General features: G+C 68.6%; 14 protein-coding genes. 7 read left to right on the top strand and 7 right to left on the bottom strand.

What is annotated here, in order from left to right; all coding sequences use genetic code 11:
- The first annotated feature begins 42 nt into the window (after positions 1-42).
- The gene (locus LPB260_RS20960) at positions 43-522 is read left to right on the top strand and encodes an Lrp/AsnC family transcriptional regulator (RefSeq protein ID WP_208707801.1); all 480 of its coding nucleotides are present in this window, start codon (positions 43-45) and stop codon (positions 520-522) included.
- Positions 523-558: 36 nt separating this feature from the next.
- Here the strand turns inward: LPB260_RS20960 and LPB260_RS20965 are convergent, their stop codons facing one another.
- Positions 559-1,701: a BCCT family transporter gene (locus tag LPB260_RS20965; protein WP_208707802.1), complete on the bottom strand. Its 1,143-nt coding sequence runs from the start codon at positions 1,699-1,701 to the stop codon at positions 559-561.
- A gap of 417 nt (positions 1,702-2,118) precedes the next feature.
- On the opposite strand from LPB260_RS20965, the gene LPB260_RS20970 reads away from it, so the two are divergent.
- The 6 genes from LPB260_RS20970 (at position 2,119) to LPB260_RS20995 (ending at position 8,756) form a co-directional block, all read left to right on the top strand.
- Complete coding sequence (locus LPB260_RS20970; protein WP_208707803.1) at positions 2,119-3,591, top strand: NAD-dependent succinate-semialdehyde dehydrogenase; 1,473 nt, start codon at positions 2,119-2,121, stop codon at positions 3,589-3,591.
- A gap of 54 nt (positions 3,592-3,645) precedes the next feature.
- A complete protein-coding gene (locus LPB260_RS20975) occupies positions 3,646-5,052 on the top strand; it encodes an aspartate aminotransferase family protein (RefSeq protein WP_208707804.1) in 1,407 nt (468 codons plus the stop codon).
- Between the two features lie 69 nt (positions 5,053-5,121).
- Positions 5,122-6,117, top strand: a complete 996-nt coding sequence (gene eutB, locus LPB260_RS20980) for a hydroxyectoine utilization dehydratase EutB (protein ID WP_208707805.1) — start codon at positions 5,122-5,124, stop codon at positions 6,115-6,117.
- Positions 6,104-7,048, top strand: a complete 945-nt coding sequence (locus LPB260_RS20985) for a cyclodeaminase (protein WP_208707806.1) — start codon at positions 6,104-6,106, stop codon at positions 7,046-7,048. Before eutB ends, LPB260_RS20985 begins: the two co-directional genes overlap by 14 nt.
- Before the next feature lies 1 nt (position 7,049).
- Positions 7,050-7,838 carry an aspartate/glutamate racemase family protein gene (locus tag LPB260_RS20990; protein WP_208707807.1) on the top strand — a complete coding sequence of 263 codons (789 nt, stop codon included), beginning with the start codon at positions 7,050-7,052 and terminating at the stop codon, positions 7,836-7,838.
- Between the two features lie 48 nt (positions 7,839-7,886).
- A complete protein-coding gene (locus LPB260_RS20995; protein WP_218281508.1) occupies positions 7,887-8,756 on the top strand; it encodes a DMT family transporter in 870 nt (289 codons plus the stop codon).
- A 5-nt stretch (positions 8,757-8,761) separates the two neighbouring features.
- Here LPB260_RS20995 and LPB260_RS21000 read toward each other — a convergent pair whose 3' ends face one another.
- The 6 genes from LPB260_RS21000 to glcC form a co-directional block, all read right to left on the bottom strand.
- On the bottom strand, positions 8,762-10,102 hold the full coding sequence (locus LPB260_RS21000) for a hemolysin family protein (RefSeq protein ID WP_208707808.1): 1,341 nt from the start codon (positions 10,100-10,102) through the stop codon (positions 8,762-8,764).
- A 67-nt stretch (positions 10,103-10,169) separates the two neighbouring features.
- Positions 10,170-11,477 carry a phosphate regulon sensor histidine kinase PhoR gene (phoR, locus tag LPB260_RS21005; protein WP_208707809.1) on the bottom strand — a complete coding sequence of 436 codons (1,308 nt, stop codon included), beginning with the start codon at positions 11,475-11,477 and terminating at the stop codon, positions 10,170-10,172.
- 78 nt (positions 11,478-11,555) lie between these two features.
- A complete protein-coding gene (phoB, locus tag LPB260_RS21010) occupies positions 11,556-12,245 on the bottom strand; it encodes a phosphate regulon transcriptional regulator PhoB (RefSeq protein WP_208707810.1) in 690 nt (229 codons plus the stop codon).
- A gap of 133 nt (positions 12,246-12,378) precedes the next feature.
- Positions 12,379-13,269, bottom strand: coding sequence for a 4-hydroxybenzoate octaprenyltransferase (gene ubiA / locus LPB260_RS21015; RefSeq protein ID WP_208707811.1), 891 nt, complete (start codon positions 13,267-13,269; stop codon positions 12,379-12,381).
- A gap of 161 nt (positions 13,270-13,430) precedes the next feature.
- The gene (locus tag LPB260_RS21020; RefSeq protein WP_208707812.1) at positions 13,431-13,982 is read right to left on the bottom strand and encodes a chorismate lyase; all 552 of its coding nucleotides are present in this window, start codon (positions 13,980-13,982) and stop codon (positions 13,431-13,433) included.
- Between the two features lie 101 nt (positions 13,983-14,083).
- Positions 14,084-14,857, bottom strand: a complete 774-nt coding sequence (gene glcC, locus LPB260_RS21025) for a transcriptional regulator GlcC (RefSeq protein ID WP_208707813.1) — start codon at positions 14,855-14,857, stop codon at positions 14,084-14,086.
- Positions 14,858-14,881 lie beyond the last annotated feature (24 nt).

Here is a 14,881-nt window from a genome sequence, read left to right on the forward strand (position 1 = left end):
TCATACCTGGAGCGCAGGGCAGTTCTGCGCCGGAGCGGTTCTATGCGTTTGGACAGTTACGACCTGAAGATACTGCGCATCCTCCAGCACAACGGGCGCATCACCAAGTCCAGCCTGGCCGAGGCCATCAACCTGTCGGTCAGCCCGTGCTGGGAGCGGGTCAAGCGCCTGGAGGAAGCCGGCATCATCCGCGGCTATGGCGCCCAGTTGAACACCGAGATTCTCCTCAAGCGCGCGGCGGTGATGGTCGAGATCACCCTCAAGCAGCACAACCGCGAGGCCTTCGCGCGTTTCGAGAAGGCCATGCTGGACTGCCCGCAGGTGACCGAGTGCTACGCCACCGGCGGCGGCGTCGACTACATCGTCAAGGTCATGGCCGAGGACATCGACCAGTACCAGCGCCTGGTCGATCGCTGGCTGATGGCCGACCTGGGCATCGAACGCTACTTCACCTACATCGTCACCAAGACCATCAAATGCGCCGAGCCGCCGCTGGAGCTGGAGTCCGGCGACGGCGATTAACCACGGCGAGCAGGGCCGGTTGCCGGCCCCGGGCGGTCAGCGGCTGGTGCCGATGCTCTGCAGCGCCGGGCGATGGCGGTAGATCAGCAGCCCCAGGGTCACGGCATAGAGCCCGATGACCACCAGGCCCACCCACTGGATCTCGAACGGGGTGAACTTGAACAGCAGCACCAGGGCGGTGAGCAGGCCGACGTTCAGGGCGATAAAGCGTCCATGGCCGAGCTTGGCCACGGTGATGCCGAGGTTGTCGGTGTACAGGCGCACCAGGGAGTCGACCGAGTTGATCACGAAGATCACCCCGACGCCGAGCATGGCCAGCTTCCAGAACTGGCTGACCTCGATGCCCAGGTCGAAGTAGCCGTAGAGCACGGAGAACCAGATCGCCAGGGGAATCGACGGTATCACCAGCAGCGCCAGCAGCAGCTGCCAGGTGCGCAGGCCGCCGACGAAGCGCGAGACGAACTGGCCGATCATCACGCTCCAGGCGAACCACCAGAACAGGTAGAAGGCGTGGTAGTCGCCCAGCGGCAGGATGAAGCCGTGCAGCTCGGCGAAGTAGCCGCTGCCGATCTTCGCCGCCGCGTCGGCGAAGTAGCCCACGCCGAGATCGCCTGCCCACCACATGCCGAGAATCAGGGCGAAGAACAGCCAGGTCGAGCCGACGCTGAGGATCTTCAGGTAGCGGATGTCGGTGCTGGAATAGACAGCCGCGAGGATGATCCCCACCACCACCAGGTAGGCCAGGGTGTCCCCCAGCTCCGGCGCGTACCAGGCGATGTTGACCAGGAACAGGTAGGCGGTGAAGGCGCAGGTGGAGACGATCACCAGGTTGTTGACCAGCTTCACCGGGCGCAGCTCGAACAGCTTGACCCGCGGTTCGACCACGCAGAAATAGAAGGTGGTGATGAAGTAGAAGGCCCAGATCAGGAAGCCCCAGAAACCGAACTCCACCGCCAGGGGATTGGAGAACTGGTACTGGGCCTCCTCGGCATAGGTGGGGAACTCGGTCAGCGGGAAGATGATCAGGCCCATGTCCAGGCCGGAGGTGAAGAGGATGGCCAGGAAGGTGAACAGGCCCACCGGCTCCGGGCCGGTGCAACGCAGGTTGCCCCAACGCACCAGCACCAGCAGGGTGGCCGCAAGCAAGGCGATGATCGCCCCCGATAGAATCAGATTCATAGAGCCCTCATGTGCCGTGAGCGAGCGGTCCCTCGTTCGACTCGGCGGCAATTTCTTGTTGGAGTGACGTCTCGCACCCGACCACGCCTGGCGTGGTCGATGCCGGCACCATCCTGGCCAGTCAAAGCGACCGCTGCATGCCCGAGGGCGTCGCCAAGCGTCGTGATCCCGGCTCGTCGCCCGGGCCAAAGCCGCGTACTAGCCAATCTGCGCCCCGATCCGGCCAAAACCGCCGGGCCCTGGGCGGCGCCGAAAAAAATCGTCTGCAGGGCCCGGCAAAGAAAAAAAACCAGGCGCGCAGCCCCGGCTAAGAGAAAAAACCGCGCGCCCATCCCCCCTAAAGTGGAAGCCGTAAACACGCACCACGCCCTGCAGCACGCACTCGCTGCGCCAGGGCCCGCAGAGGGGACGCCGTCCATGCACACACTGAAAGATCCGCGCCTGGTTCGCCAGCTGGCCTACGTCAACGGCAAATGGGTCGCCGGCAACGAAGGTCGCGACGAGGCGGTCATCGATCCGGCCAGCGAAGAAATCATCGGCCGCTGCACCCTGCTCGACCAGGATCAGGTCGCCGCCGCCATCGACGCCGCCGAGGCGGCCTTTCCGGCCTGGCGCGCCCGCTCGGTGGACGAGCGCGGCGCCATCCTCGGCAAGTGGCACGACCTGCTGCTGGAGAACAAGGAAGACCTGGCCCGGCTGATGACCCTGGAGCAGGGCAAGCCGCTGGACGAGGCCCGCGGCGAGATCGACTACGCCGCTTCCTTTGTCCGCTGGTTCGCCGAGGAGGCGCGCCGCGCCTATGGCGAGACCATCCCCAGCCACATCCGCAACGCCCAGCTGGGCAGCGTACGCGAGCCGATCGGCGTCGCCGCGCTGATTACCCCGTGGAACTTCCCCTGCGCGATGATCACCCGCAAGGCCGCCGCGGCCCTGGCCGTGGGCTGCACTGTGCTGGTCAAGCCGGCCGGCGAGACGCCGTTCTCCGCCCTGGCCCTGGCCGAACTGGCCGAGCGTGCCGGCTTCCCCGCCGGGGTGTTCAACGTCATCACCGGCGAGCCGGAAATGGTCTCCCAGGTGCTCTGCGCCAGCGACAAGGTCAAGGCGCTGTCCTTCACCGGCTCGACCCGGGTCGGCCGCCTGCTGCTGCAGCAGGCCGCGGCCACGGTGAAGAAGTGCTCGATGGAGCTGGGCGGCAACGCACCCTTCATCGTGCTGCCGGACATGGACGTGGAGCAGGCCGCCCAGGCAGCGATCGACGCCAAGTTCCAGACCACCGGCCAGGACTGCCTGGCGGCCAACCGCATCTTCGTGCATCGCTCGCTGTATGAGCCGTTCCTCGCCGCCTTCGCCCGGCGCATGGGCGAGCTGACCGTCGGCAACGGCCTGATCCGCGGGGTCAACCAGGGCCCGCTGATCAACGCCAAGGCGGTGGCCAAGGCCCAGGAGCTGGTGGACGACGCCGTGGCCAAGGGCGCCCGCCTGCTGGTCGGCGAACAGGACCAGGCGCCGGGGCGCAACTACTTCATGCCGACCCTGCTGGCCGATGTGACCGCGGACATGCGCGTCTACCGCGAGGAGAACTTCGCCCCGGTGGCCGGCGTGCTGGCCTGGGACGACCTGGAGCAGCTGATCGCCCAGGCCAACGACACCGAGTACGGCCTGGCCGCCTATGTCTATGGTTACGACATGCGCCAGGTGTGGCGCCTGCTGCGCGGCCTGGAGTTCGGCATGGTCAGCGTCAACTCGGTGAAGATGACCGGCCCGCCCGTACCCTTCGGCGGCGTCAAGCAGTCCGGCCTCGGCCGCGAGGGCTCGCGCCACGGCCTCGATGAATACAGCCAGATCAAGTACTACTGCCTGGGCAACCTGCCCAGCGCCAGCGGAAGTTAATCGCGCTCAGCTGCCTGAACGCCACCCGAAACCGAATCGAACGAGGGCAATGCCATGACCATCGACACCCAGAAGATCATCGAGATCGACCGCCAGAACGTGTTCCACGCCTCCACCCACCTGAAGCAGCATGCCCACGGCGAGAGCCCGGCGCGCATCGTCACCGGCGCCAAGGGCATCCGCATCCAGGATTCCCTGGGCAACGAGTTCATCGACGGCTTCGCCGGCCTGTACTGCGTGAACATCGGCTACGGCCGCACCGAGATGGCCGAGGCGATCTACGAGCAGGCCAAGCAGCTGGCCTACTACCACACCTATGTCGGCCACACCACCGAGGGCATGGCGACCCTGTCCGAGCGCATCGTCAGGCTCGCCGGCCAGGGCATGAGCAAGGTCTACTACGGCATGTCCGGTTCGGACGCCAACGAGACCCAGCTCAAGCTGGTCTGGTACTACAACAACATCCTCGGCCGTAAGGAGAAGAAGAAGGTCATCTCCCGCGACCGCGGCTACCACGGCTCGAGCATCGCCTCCGGCTCCATGACCGGCCTGCCGGTGTTCCACGCCCACTTCGACCTGCCGCTCGAGCGCATCAAGCACACCGTCGCGCCGGTCTACTACCGCCGCCCCGACGACGGCATGAGCGAGCTGGAGTTCTCCCGCTACTGCGCGCAGAAGCTCGAGGAGATGATCCTCGCCGAAGGCCCGGACACCGTCGCGGCGATGATCGGCGAGCCGGTGCTCGGCACCGGCGGCATCGTGCCGCCGCCGCAGGGCTACTGGGCGGAGATCCGCAAGGTGCTGGACAAGTACGACATCCTGCTGATCGCCGACGAAGTGGTCTGCGGTTTCGGCCGCCTGGGCGTGGACTTCGGCTCGCAGTACTACGAGATGAAGCCGGACCTGATCACCGTGGCCAAGGGCCTGACCTCGGCCTACCAGCCGCTGTCCGGGGTGATCGTCGGCGAGCGCGTGTGGCAGGTGCTGGAGCAGGGCACCGACACCTACGGCGCCATCGGCCACGGCTACACCTACTCCGGCCACCCCATGGGCATCGCCTCGGCGATCGCCAACCTGGACATCATCGAGCGCGAGAACCTCACCGCCAACGCCCGCGACACCGGCGCCTACCTGCAGCAGCGCATGCAGGAGACCTTCGGCAACCACCCGCTGGTCGGCGAGGCGCGCGGCATCGGCCTGCTGGCGGCCCTGGAGTTCTCCAGCGACCGCAGCAAGCGTCAGCACTTCGACCCGAACCTCAAGGTCGGCCCGCAGATCTCCGCGGCCTGCCTGGAAGAGGGCCTGATCGCCCGGGCCATGCCGCACGGCGACATCCTCGGCTTCGCCCCGCCGCTGGTGGTCACCCGTGGCGAGATCGATGACATCGTCGCCCGCGCCGAGCGGGCGGTGAACAAGGTCACCGACAAGCTGATCAGCAGCGGCGCCTGGCAGGCCAAGTAACCGGCCAGGTCAACGCGGGGGGCATCGAGACGGTGGCCCCCGCTTGCGTTCACAGGTTGGACTTTGAACATGAATGAGCAACTGACCCTGCAAGACATCTACCGGGCCCGCCAGCGCATCGCCGGTCTGGCCCTGCGCACCCCGCTGGTGCGTTCCGAATCGCTGTCGCGGCGCTGGAACTGCGAGGCCTGGCTCAAGCTCGACTGCCTGCAGCCCACCGGCGCCTTCAAGCTGCGCGGCGCGGTCAACGCCCTGCTCGGCCTGGATGCGGCGCAGCGCCAGCGCGGCGTGGTGACCATGTCCACCGGCAACTTCGGTCGCGCCCTGGCCTACGCCGGCCAGCACCTGGGCATTCCGGTCAAGGTGTGCATCTCGCGCCTGGTGCCGGAGAACAAGGTCGAGGCCCTGCGCCGCAGTGGCGCCGATCTGGTGATCCACGGGCAGATTCAGGACGAGGCCGACGTCGAGGCGCGGCGCCTGCGCGACGAGCAGGGCCTGGCCTATGTCTCGCCGTTCGACGATCCGCTGGTCATCGCCGGCCAGGGCACCTGCGGCCTGGAGATCATGGAGGAGCAACCGGACATCGACATGCTGTTCGCCGGCCTGTCCGGCGGCGGCCTGATCGCCGGCATCGGCCTGGCGGTGAAGAGCATCAACCCGCGGGCCGAGGTGATCGGCGTGAGCATGAACGAGGGCGCGGCGATGCTCGAGAGCCTGGCCGCCGGCCATCCGGTGCAGGTGCCCGAGGTGGCGTCGCTGGCCGACAGCCTGGGCGGCGGCGTCGGTCTGGACAACGCCTGGAGCTTCGCCATGACCCAGCGCTACATGGACCGCGGCTACCGGGTCGACGAGGCGCAGATCGCCCGCGCCATGGTGCATTTCCTGCGCGAAGAAAAACTCCTGGTCGAGGGCGCCGCCGCCGTCGGCGTGGCCGCCGTCGAGCAGCACCAGCTGGACCTGAGCGGACGCCGCGTGGCGTTCGTGGTCAGCGGCCAGAACCTGTCCACCGCCACCTTTGCCGAGGCCTGCCGCCTGGCCGGAGAACGCCCTTATGAAAATCTATAACCGCCAGCAGATCGCCGAGCGGGTCAAGCTCGACCCGGCCGCCCTGGAAGCCGTCGAGGCCGGTTTCGCCGCCCTCGGCCGCGACGAGGTGGCGATGCCGCCGATCCTCAGCATGAACATCGCCGAGAGCAACGGCGAGGTCGACGTGAAGACCGCGCACATCCGCGGCTGGCCGCGTTTCGCGGTGAAGATCAGCCCCGGCTTCTTCGACAACCCCAAGCTCGGCCTGCCCAGCCTCAACGGCCTGATGCTGCTGTTCTCGGCCAAGACCGGGCTGGTCGATGCGGTGCTGTTCGACGAGGGCTACCTGACCGACATCCGCACCGCCCTGGCCGGCGCCATCGCCGCCAAGCACCTGGCCCGCGAGGACGCCCAGCGCGTCGCGGTGATCGGCGCCGGCCTGCAGGCCGAGCTGCAGGTCGCGGCCCTGCGCCTGGTGCGTGACATCCGCGAGGTGCATGTGCACGCCCGCGACCGCAGCAAGGCCGAGGCCTATGCCGCGCGCCTGCGCGAGCAGTACGGCCTGGCGGTGGCGGTGCACGACAGCGCCGCCGCGGCCTGCGCCGAGGCCGACATCGTGGTCACCACCACCCCGGCCCGCGAGCCGGTGCTGCGCTGGAGCGACCTGCCCAAGGGCGTGCACGTCACCGCCATGGGCTCGGACAACCCGCACAAGAACGAGCTGGAGCCGACCATCCTGGCCAGCGCCGATGTCGTGGTGGTCGATCGCCTCAGCCAGTCCCGCGCCCTCGGCGAGCTGCACCACGCCCCGGCCCTGGAGCGCGAGGTGTTCGAGCTGGGCAGCCTGATCGCCGCGGGGCGCAAGGCGCGCAGCGGCGCCGAGCAGATCACCGTGTGCGACCTGACCGGCACCGGGGTGCAGGACACCGCCATCGCCAACTACGCCGCGCGCCTGCTCGAGGAGGCCTGAGATGATCCAGTCCTTCGCCGAGTTCCAGGCCCTGCAGCAGACCTTCGAGCACGTGCGCGCCTGCGATGACGGCCACGTGCGCATCGGCCTGGTGCAGCTGGCCAGTGATTTCACCCTGGAGAACGAGTGGCGCCAGCTGCTCGGCGAGCGGGTCGAGCTGTACAGCACCCGCACCCCCTGCAGCCCGACCGTGACCCCGGACGGGCTGCGCGGCCTGGCCCAGGGCCTGAGCCAGTCCAGCGCGTTGCTGGTGCCGGGCATGCCCCTGGACGTGCTGGCCTTCGGCTGCACCTCGGGGAGCATGCTGATCGGTGAACAGGAGGTGACCCGGCTGCTCAACCAGGCGCACCCCGGCGTGCCGGTGACCAACCCCTGGAGCGCGGTCAAGGCGGCCCTGCGCGGCCTCGACGCGCGGCGCATCGCGGTGCTCACGCCCTATATCGGCGAGGTCAACTACCCGATCTACCAGGGCCTGCAGCAGGCCGGCCACGAGGTGGCGGCCTTCGGCACCTTCGGCGTGCTGGAGGATGCCGAGATCCCGCGGATTCCCGAGGCGGCCATCGAGCAGGCGGCGCGCGAGCTGCTGATCGGCCAGCGGGTCGACGCGCTGTTCCTCTCCTGCACCAACCTGCGCACCCTGGGCATGCTCGCTGAACTGGAGCGCAGCCTGGGCCTGCCGGTGATCTCCAGCAACCAGGCGATGTTCTGGCATGCCCTGCAACTGGCCGGCTGCGTGCACCGGCCCCAGGGTTTCGGTACCTTGCTGACCGACAGCTACGCGTTGGCTTGAAGGGCGCACGCACGCGCCCGGCCAGCGTGCTGCAGCGGGGAGTCTGAGGTGCAGGACAGACAGAAGGGCTTGCTGTTGACCGCGTTCGGGGTGCTGGTGCTGTCCCCGGACGCCCTAGTGTTGCGCTGGCTGGCCGCCGATGCCATGCAGGTCCTGGCCTGGCGCGGCCTGCTCATGGCCATCGGCCTGGGCCTGCTGCTGGCCTGGCGCTACCGTGGCGGGCTGCCGGCCGCCGTCCGCCGTTGCGGCTGGGTCGGCCTGGGCTGCGGGCTGTGTTACTGCGGCAGCACCATCGGCTTCGTCCAGGCCATCACCCTGGCCGGGGCGGCCAATACCCTGCTGATCCTCAGCATCGCCCCGCTGATCGCCGCGGCCCTGGCCTGGCTGTTCCTCGGCGAACGCCTGGCGCTGCGCACCCTGCTGGCGATCCTGATCTGCGTCGGCGGGGTGCTGCTGATCGTCGCCGACGAGGCGCCGGGCAACAGCCTGGTCGGCAACGCCTGGGCCCTGGCGGCCGCCACCCTGCTGGCCGGCAACTTCACCCTGGCGCGCAGCCGCCCGACGGTGGACATGAGTCCGGCGCTGCTTCCCGGCGCCCTGCTGGTGTCGCTGCTGGGTTTCCTGATCGGCGGCAGCCCGGAGCTGAGCGTGCCGCAGTGGGCCGGCCTGGCCTTCATGGCGGGGGTGCTGCTGCCGTTGGCCTTCATGCTGATCCAGCTCGGACCGCGCTGGATCAGTGGCACCGAGGTGGGCCTGCTGCTGTTGCTGGAGGTGGTGCTGGGGCCGCTGTGGGTCTGGTGGCTGCTGGGCGAGGCGCCGAGCAGCCAGGTGCTGCTCGGCGGCGGCCTGATCTTCCTCACCCTGTGCGGCCACAGCCTGCTGGGCTGGCGCCGCGGGCCGGCGGCCCAGGCCGGCTGAGCGGGTCAGTCCAGGCGCAGCACCTTGGCCAGGAGGATCTTCGGCCCCTTCATCTTCTTGACGATGATGCGCAGGCCCTCGACCTCCAGCACCTCTTCTTCCTCCGGTACCCGCTTGAGGGTCTCGTAGACCAGCCCAGCCAGGGTTTCCGCCTCGACATGGTCGAGGTTGACCCCGAGCAGGCGCTCGACCTTGAACAGCGGCGTGTCGCCGCGCACCAGCAGCTTGCCCGGCTGGTAGGCGAGGATGCCGCGCTCGGCCTTGCGGTGTTCGTCCTGGATGTCGCCGACCAGGGCCTCGAGCACGTCCTCCATGGTCAGGTAGCCGATCACCTTGCCGTCGGCCTCCTCGACCAGGGCGAAATGCGCGCCGCCCTGGCGGAACTGCTCGAGCAGGCTGGACAGCGGCAGGTGCCGGGTGACCCGTTCGATCGGGTGCATCAGCTCGGAGATCTTCAGCGCCGAGGGCAGCATCTCCAGCAGCGACAGGTGCAGCAGCAGGTCCTTGATGTGCAGCACGCCGACGAAGTCCTCGGCCTCGGTGTCGTACACCGGGTAGCGGCTGTACTTGTGCCGGCGGAACACGCTGAACACCTCCTCCAGGGGCGCGTTCAGCTCGAGGGAGATCAGGTCCTCGCGGGAGTTGGCCCAGTCCACCACCTCCAGCTCGCCCAGCTCCACCGCCGAGGCCAGCACGCGCATGCCCTGGTCGCCGGGGTCGCGGGCGCGGCTCGAATGCAGGATCAGCTTGAGTTCGTCGCGGCTGTAGTGGTGCTCGTGGTGCGGCCCCGGTTCGCCCTGGCCGGCGATGCGCAGGATGGCGTTGGCGCTGGCGTTGAGCAGGAAGATCGCCGGGTACATCAGCCAGTAGAACAGGTACAGCGGCCCGGCGGTCCACAGCGACAGCAGTTCGGGCTTGCGGATCGCCCAGGACTTGGGCGCCAGTTCGCCGACCACGATGTGCAGGTAGGAAATGATCGCGAAGGCGCTGAAGAAGGCGATGCCGCTGACCAGCTTCGGCGACTCGATGCCGATGGCGCCGAGCAGCGGTTCGAGCAGGTGGGCGAAGGCCGGCTCGCCGACCCAGCCCAGGCCCAGGGACGCCAGGGTGATGCCCAGCTGGCAGGCCGACAGGTAGGCGTCCATCTGCTCGTGCACGGTGCGCAGGATGTGCCCGCGCCAGCCGTGCTGCTCGGCCAGGGATTCGACCTTGGTGGCGCGCAGGCGAACGATGGCGAACTCCGCGGCGACGAAGAAGCCGTTGAGCAGGACGAGGAAGAGGGCGAATAGAACAAGGCCGAAATCGGCGAAATAGGCAGCGGCGGAGTAACTAGAGGAGGGGTCCATAAAGGGTTCGGTTGACCAGAGACCGCTAAAGGGTGGGGGTTGTCGCCGGGCTTTGCAAGCGCCGACGCTAGTTGCTCCGCTGGACCACCTGGGCGCTGGCGAAATGGCAGGTGAAGGCGCTGCCCTTGCCCAGGGTGCTGCTGATGTCCAGGCGTCCGCGATGGCGCAGCAACACGTGCTTGACGATGGCCAGGCCGAGGCCGGTGCCGCCGGTGTTGCTGGCGCGGCTGGCGTCGACCCGGTAGAAGCGCTCGGTCAGGCGCGGCAGGTGCTTGGCCTCGATGCCCGGCCCGTTGTCGCGCACCATCAGGTGCGCGCCCTGTTCGTCGGCCCACCAGCGGATGTGGATGTCGCCGGCGTCCGGGGTGTACTTCACCGCGTTGAACACCAGGTTGGAGAAGGCGCTGCGCAGCTCCGCCTCGCTGCCCTTGAGCTTGAGGTGCGGGTCGGCGTCCAGGCTGATGCGATGGCCGCGCTCGCCGGACAGCGCCTGGGCGTCGTTGCTGATCGACAGCAGCAGCAGGTCGACCGCCACCGGCTGGTTGTCGGTGGGGTAGTTGGTGGCCTCCAGCTTGGCCAGCAGCAGCAGGTCGTTGAGCAGGGTCTGCATGCGCGCGCCCTGTTGCTGCATCTGCTGCAGCGCACGCAGCCAGCGCGGGCCGAGCGCCTCGGCGTTGTCCAGCAGGGTTTCCAGGTAGCCGGTGATGACCGTCAGCGGGGTGCGCAGCTCGTGGGAGACGTTGGCGACGAAATCCTTGCGCATCTGTTCCAGCTGATGCAGGCGGGTGACGTCGCGCACCAGCATCAGGTGCTCGTTGTTGCCGTACTGGGTGATCTGGATCTGCAGGCGCAGGCGGCTGTTGACCGGCGAGGGCAGGTCCAGCGGCTCGCGGTAGTTCTCGCGCTCGAAGTATTCCTTGAAGCGCGGGTCGCGCACCAGGTTGCTGATCGACTGGCCGCTGTCCTGCGGGGTCTGCAGGCCAAGCAGGGTCTCCGCGGCGCGGTTCCACCACTCCAGGTTGCCGTCGCGGTCGAGCATGATCACCGCGTCCTTGAGCGCCGCGGTGGATTCCTGCACGCGGTCGATGACCGCCTGCAGGCGGCCGCGGGCCTTCTCGTTGCGCCGTTGCAGGTGGTAGATGCTGTCGAACACCTCGCCCCACAGGCCGTAGCCGTCCGGCGGCGGCTCGTCCGGCTTGTGCTCGCGCAGCCACTTGTGCAGGCGCAGCAGCTGGCTGAGGGTCCAGGCCAGGTAGCTGGCCAGGCCGAGCACCAGCACCCAGGCGGTCTGGCCGGTGACCAGGCCCAGCAGCAGGCAGGCGCCGAGCAGCAGCACCAGGCGGCGCGTCAGGGCGCCATGCCAGTTTTGGTTCACGTGAAAGTCATCCGCCAATCGATCCTTACAGCCATCCGCTGATACGGGCCGGGTAGCCTAACCCAAAAGGTCTGGCTGCTAGCTCTTGGTGGAGAAACGATAGCCGGTGCCGCGCACGGTCTGCACCAGACTTTCGTAGGCCTCGCCGAGGGCCTTGCGCAGCCGGCGGATATGCACGTCGACGGTGCGCTCCTCGACGTAGACGTTGCCGCCCCAGACCTGGTCGAGCAGCTGGCCGCGGGTATAGGCGCGCTCCTGGTGGGTCATGAAGAACTGCAGCAGGCGGTATTCGGTGGGGCCCATCTCGGCCGGCTTGCCGTCGATGGTCACGCGGTGGCTGACCGGATCGAGCAGCAGGCCGCCGACCTCGATCGGCCCCTCGCTGTCGCTGGGGCCGGCGCGGCGCAGCACGGCCTTGAGACGGGCGACCAGCTCGCGCGGCGAGAACGGCTTGGTGATGTAGTCGTCGGCGCCGACTTCCAGGCCCTGGATCTTGTTGTCCTCTTCGCCCTTGGCGGTGAGCATGATGATCGGGATGTCGCCGGTCAGCTCGTCGCGCTTGAGGCGCCGGGCCAGCTCGATGCCGCTGGTGCCGGGGAGCATCCAGTCGAGGAGGATCAGGTCGGGCTTGCGGTCGACGATCATGGCGTGGGCCTGCTGGGTATTCTCCGCTTCCAGGCACTCGTATCCGGCCATCTCCAGGGCCACCGCGATCATCTCGCGGATCGGTGCTTCGTCATCGACGATCAGGATGTTTTTGCCAACCATGGGTCCCGCCTCGGCTCGTTGAACTGTCTAGCGCCGCATTAGATAACGGAATTATTGCAGCTATGTGACAGCCGCATGGAGCCAGTCTACACCGCGCCGCCGGCGCCCCGGCCGCCGCGCCGCGGGCGGGGGCTCAGCGCAGGGCGTAGTCGGCGACCAGGCCGAGGAAGATCGCCAGGCCGGCCCAGTGGTTGTGCAGGAAGGCGTTGAAGCAGGCCATGGGCTTGCGGTTGCGGGTCTTGTGGTACTCCCAGGCGAAGCAGCCGGCGGCGACCAGCAGGCCGAGGTGGAAGTACAGGCCCAGTTTGAAGCGTGCCGCCGCCAGCAGCAGGCACACCAGCGCCAGGCCCTGCAGGCTGGCGATGATCAGGCGATCGGCGTCGCCGAACAGGATGGCGGTGGATTTCACCCCGATCTTCAGGTCGTCGTCGCGGTCGGCCATGGCGTAGTAGGTGTCGTAGGCCACGGTCCACAGCAGGTTGGCGATATACAGCAGCCAGGCCTCCGGCGGCACGCCACCGGTCTCGGCGGTGAAGGCCATCGGCATGCCCCAGGAGAAGGCCGCGCCCAGCACCACCTGGGGGTAGAAGGTGTAGCGCTTCATGAAGGGGTAGCAGGCGGCCAGGGCCAGGCCGCCGAAGGACAGCCAGATGGTCGCGGCGTTGGTCAGCAGCACCAGCACGAAGGCCGCCGCCACCAGCACGGCGAACAGCAGCAGGGCTTCGCGCGGCTGAATCCGCCCGCTGGCCAGCGGGCGCGCGCGGGTGCGGGCGACGTGGCCGTCGAAGTCGCGGTCGGCGTAGTCGTTGATCACGCAGCCGGCGGCGCGCATCAGGATCACCCCGGTGACGAAGATGAACAGGTTCTTCGCGCTCGGCACGCCCTCGGCCGCCACCCACAGCGCCCACAGCGTCGGCCACAGCAGCAGGTAGATGCCGATCGGCTTGTCCAGGCGCATCAGCTGGATGAAGTCCCAGGCGCGGGGGTGCAGGCGATCGAAGAATTTCAGCAGGCGGGTATACATCGGGCGCGTCTCCGTGCGGGCTGCCGCGGATTATACGGATGATCGAAGCGTAGGGTGGATGAGGCTCTGCTCATCCAGCGCTACAGGCTCGATGGTGAGGTGCGGGGTGAGAGGACTCGGTGGAAAACGCTGCGCGGTTTTCCATGGGGTGGCCACCCAGCCTAGGCATCGATTCCCGCCGCCGGCCAGAACGCCGGCAGGAACACCTCGGCCACCAACACGCCGAGGGCGCCGCGGCTGAAGCAGGAGCGCCGCGCCCACAGGCGTTCGGCGCGCACCTCGCTGGGCAGCCAGGGGGCCGGGTAGTGGCAGGCCTGCAGCGCGCCGCGGTCGAAGGCGCGGTCGCTGAACAGCAGTTCGCCGAGCGAGCGGCTGCCGAGCTGGTCGAGGGCCAGGCCGGAGCCTTCCAGGGCGCTGCGCGCGGCCACGCTGCGGGCGAACACCCAGGGCTGGCCGTGGCCGCGCAGGAAGACTTCACGCACCCAGCCGAGGCTGGCGTCGGCCACCCCGAGGGCGGCGCATTCGTCGTTGCGCAGGCGCTGCCAGCCTTCGACCAGCGGGGTGACGCTGAACTGGCCGTCGGCCAGGGCGGTCAGGCGGCGGGTCAGCGAGTCCTGGTTGAACAGCCAGTCGCGCACCCCGGCGACGGGCGCCGGATGCAACTGGCCGGCGCTGTACCAGCGCGGCGGGTGGGCAAGGGAGGCGTGGGACACGGACGGGCTCGGGGCAAATCACCAGCGCGCGAGTCTAGCACGGCCTCCGCCGCCGGTTGACGCCGAACCATCCTCGGTGCAGGGCGGCGCGGCCGCTTGCCCTAGTTCCAGCCCTCCAGGCGCATGGTCGCGCGCACCAGGCGCTGCTCCTCCTGCTCGATGTCGCGCAGGTTGTCGCGGATGCCGTGGATGTGCTCGCGGGCGGCGCGCTGGGCCTGCTCCGGCAGGCGTTCGATCACCGCGTGGTACAGGCGCGCGTGCTGGCGGTCGATCTGACGCTTCTGCATGGGCCGGTGGTAGAGGTTGTTCACCGAGGCGAACACCGTGCTGAGCATCAGGTCGGTGAGCGACTGCAGGGTGTGCAGCAGCACCGGGTTGTGCGAGGCCTCGCAGATGGCCAGGTGGAAGGCGTGGTCGAGGCGCGCGTGCTCCCGCGGCTCGACGCCATCGGCGTGGTCGTGGGCGGCGAGCATCTCCTCGTAGCGCCGGGTCAGCAGGACGAAGTCGGCATCGGTGCCGCGCAGGGCCGCCAGGCGCGCCGATTCGGCCTCGAGCAGCGCGCGTACCTCCAGCAGGTCGTAGAGGGTGCGCGGCTGCGAACTGAACAGGCTCATCAACGGGCTGGCGTCGCGCGGCCCGCTCAGCGAGGCGACCCGTGAATCGCGGCCCTGGGCGGTCTCGATGATGCCGCGGCCGCGCAGCACCTTGAGGCCCTCGCGCAGGGCCGAACGGGAGATGCCCAGCTTCTCGCACAGGCGGCGTTCCGAGGGCAGCGGCTGGCCGACCTTGAGCACGCCGTCGACGATCAGGCGCTCGATGCGCTCGGCGACCACGTCGCTGACCTGGCGGCGGGCGGGGGAGGTGGGTTCGCTCATGGGCAACCTCGCTGTGCTGGTAGG

Source organism: Pseudomonas sp. LPB0260 (assembly GCF_013388395.1).

Excerpts from the sequence above, each read along its gene's own strand:
- LPB260_RS20960 (WP_208707801.1), top strand. The coding sequence starts at position 43 with ATGCGTTTGGACAGTTACGACCTGAAGATACTGCGCATCCTCCAGCAC.
- LPB260_RS20965 (WP_208707802.1), bottom strand. The coding sequence starts at position 1,701 with ATGAATCTGATTCTATCGGGGGCGATCATCGCCTTGCTTGCGGCCACC.
- LPB260_RS20970 (WP_208707803.1), top strand. The coding sequence starts at position 2,119 with ATGCACACACTGAAAGATCCGCGCCTGGTTCGCCAGCTGGCCTACGTC.
- LPB260_RS20975 (WP_208707804.1), top strand. The coding sequence starts at position 3,646 with ATGACCATCGACACCCAGAAGATCATCGAGATCGACCGCCAGAACGTG.
- eutB (WP_208707805.1), top strand. The coding sequence starts at position 5,122 with ATGAATGAGCAACTGACCCTGCAAGACATCTACCGGGCCCGCCAGCGC.
- LPB260_RS20985 (WP_208707806.1), top strand. The coding sequence starts at position 6,104 with ATGAAAATCTATAACCGCCAGCAGATCGCCGAGCGGGTCAAGCTCGAC.
- LPB260_RS20990 (WP_208707807.1), top strand. The coding sequence starts at position 7,050 with ATGATCCAGTCCTTCGCCGAGTTCCAGGCCCTGCAGCAGACCTTCGAG.
- LPB260_RS21000 (WP_208707808.1), bottom strand. The coding sequence starts at position 10,102 with ATGGACCCCTCCTCTAGTTACTCCGCCGCTGCCTATTTCGCCGATTTC.
- phoB (WP_208707810.1), bottom strand. The coding sequence starts at position 12,245 with ATGGTTGGCAAAAACATCCTGATCGTCGATGACGAAGCACCGATCCGC.
- ubiA (WP_208707811.1), bottom strand. The coding sequence starts at position 13,269 with ATGTATACCCGCCTGCTGAAATTCTTCGATCGCCTGCACCCCCGCGCC.
- glcC (WP_208707813.1), bottom strand. The coding sequence starts at position 14,857 with ATGAGCGAACCCACCTCCCCCGCCCGCCGCCAGGTCAGCGACGTGGTC.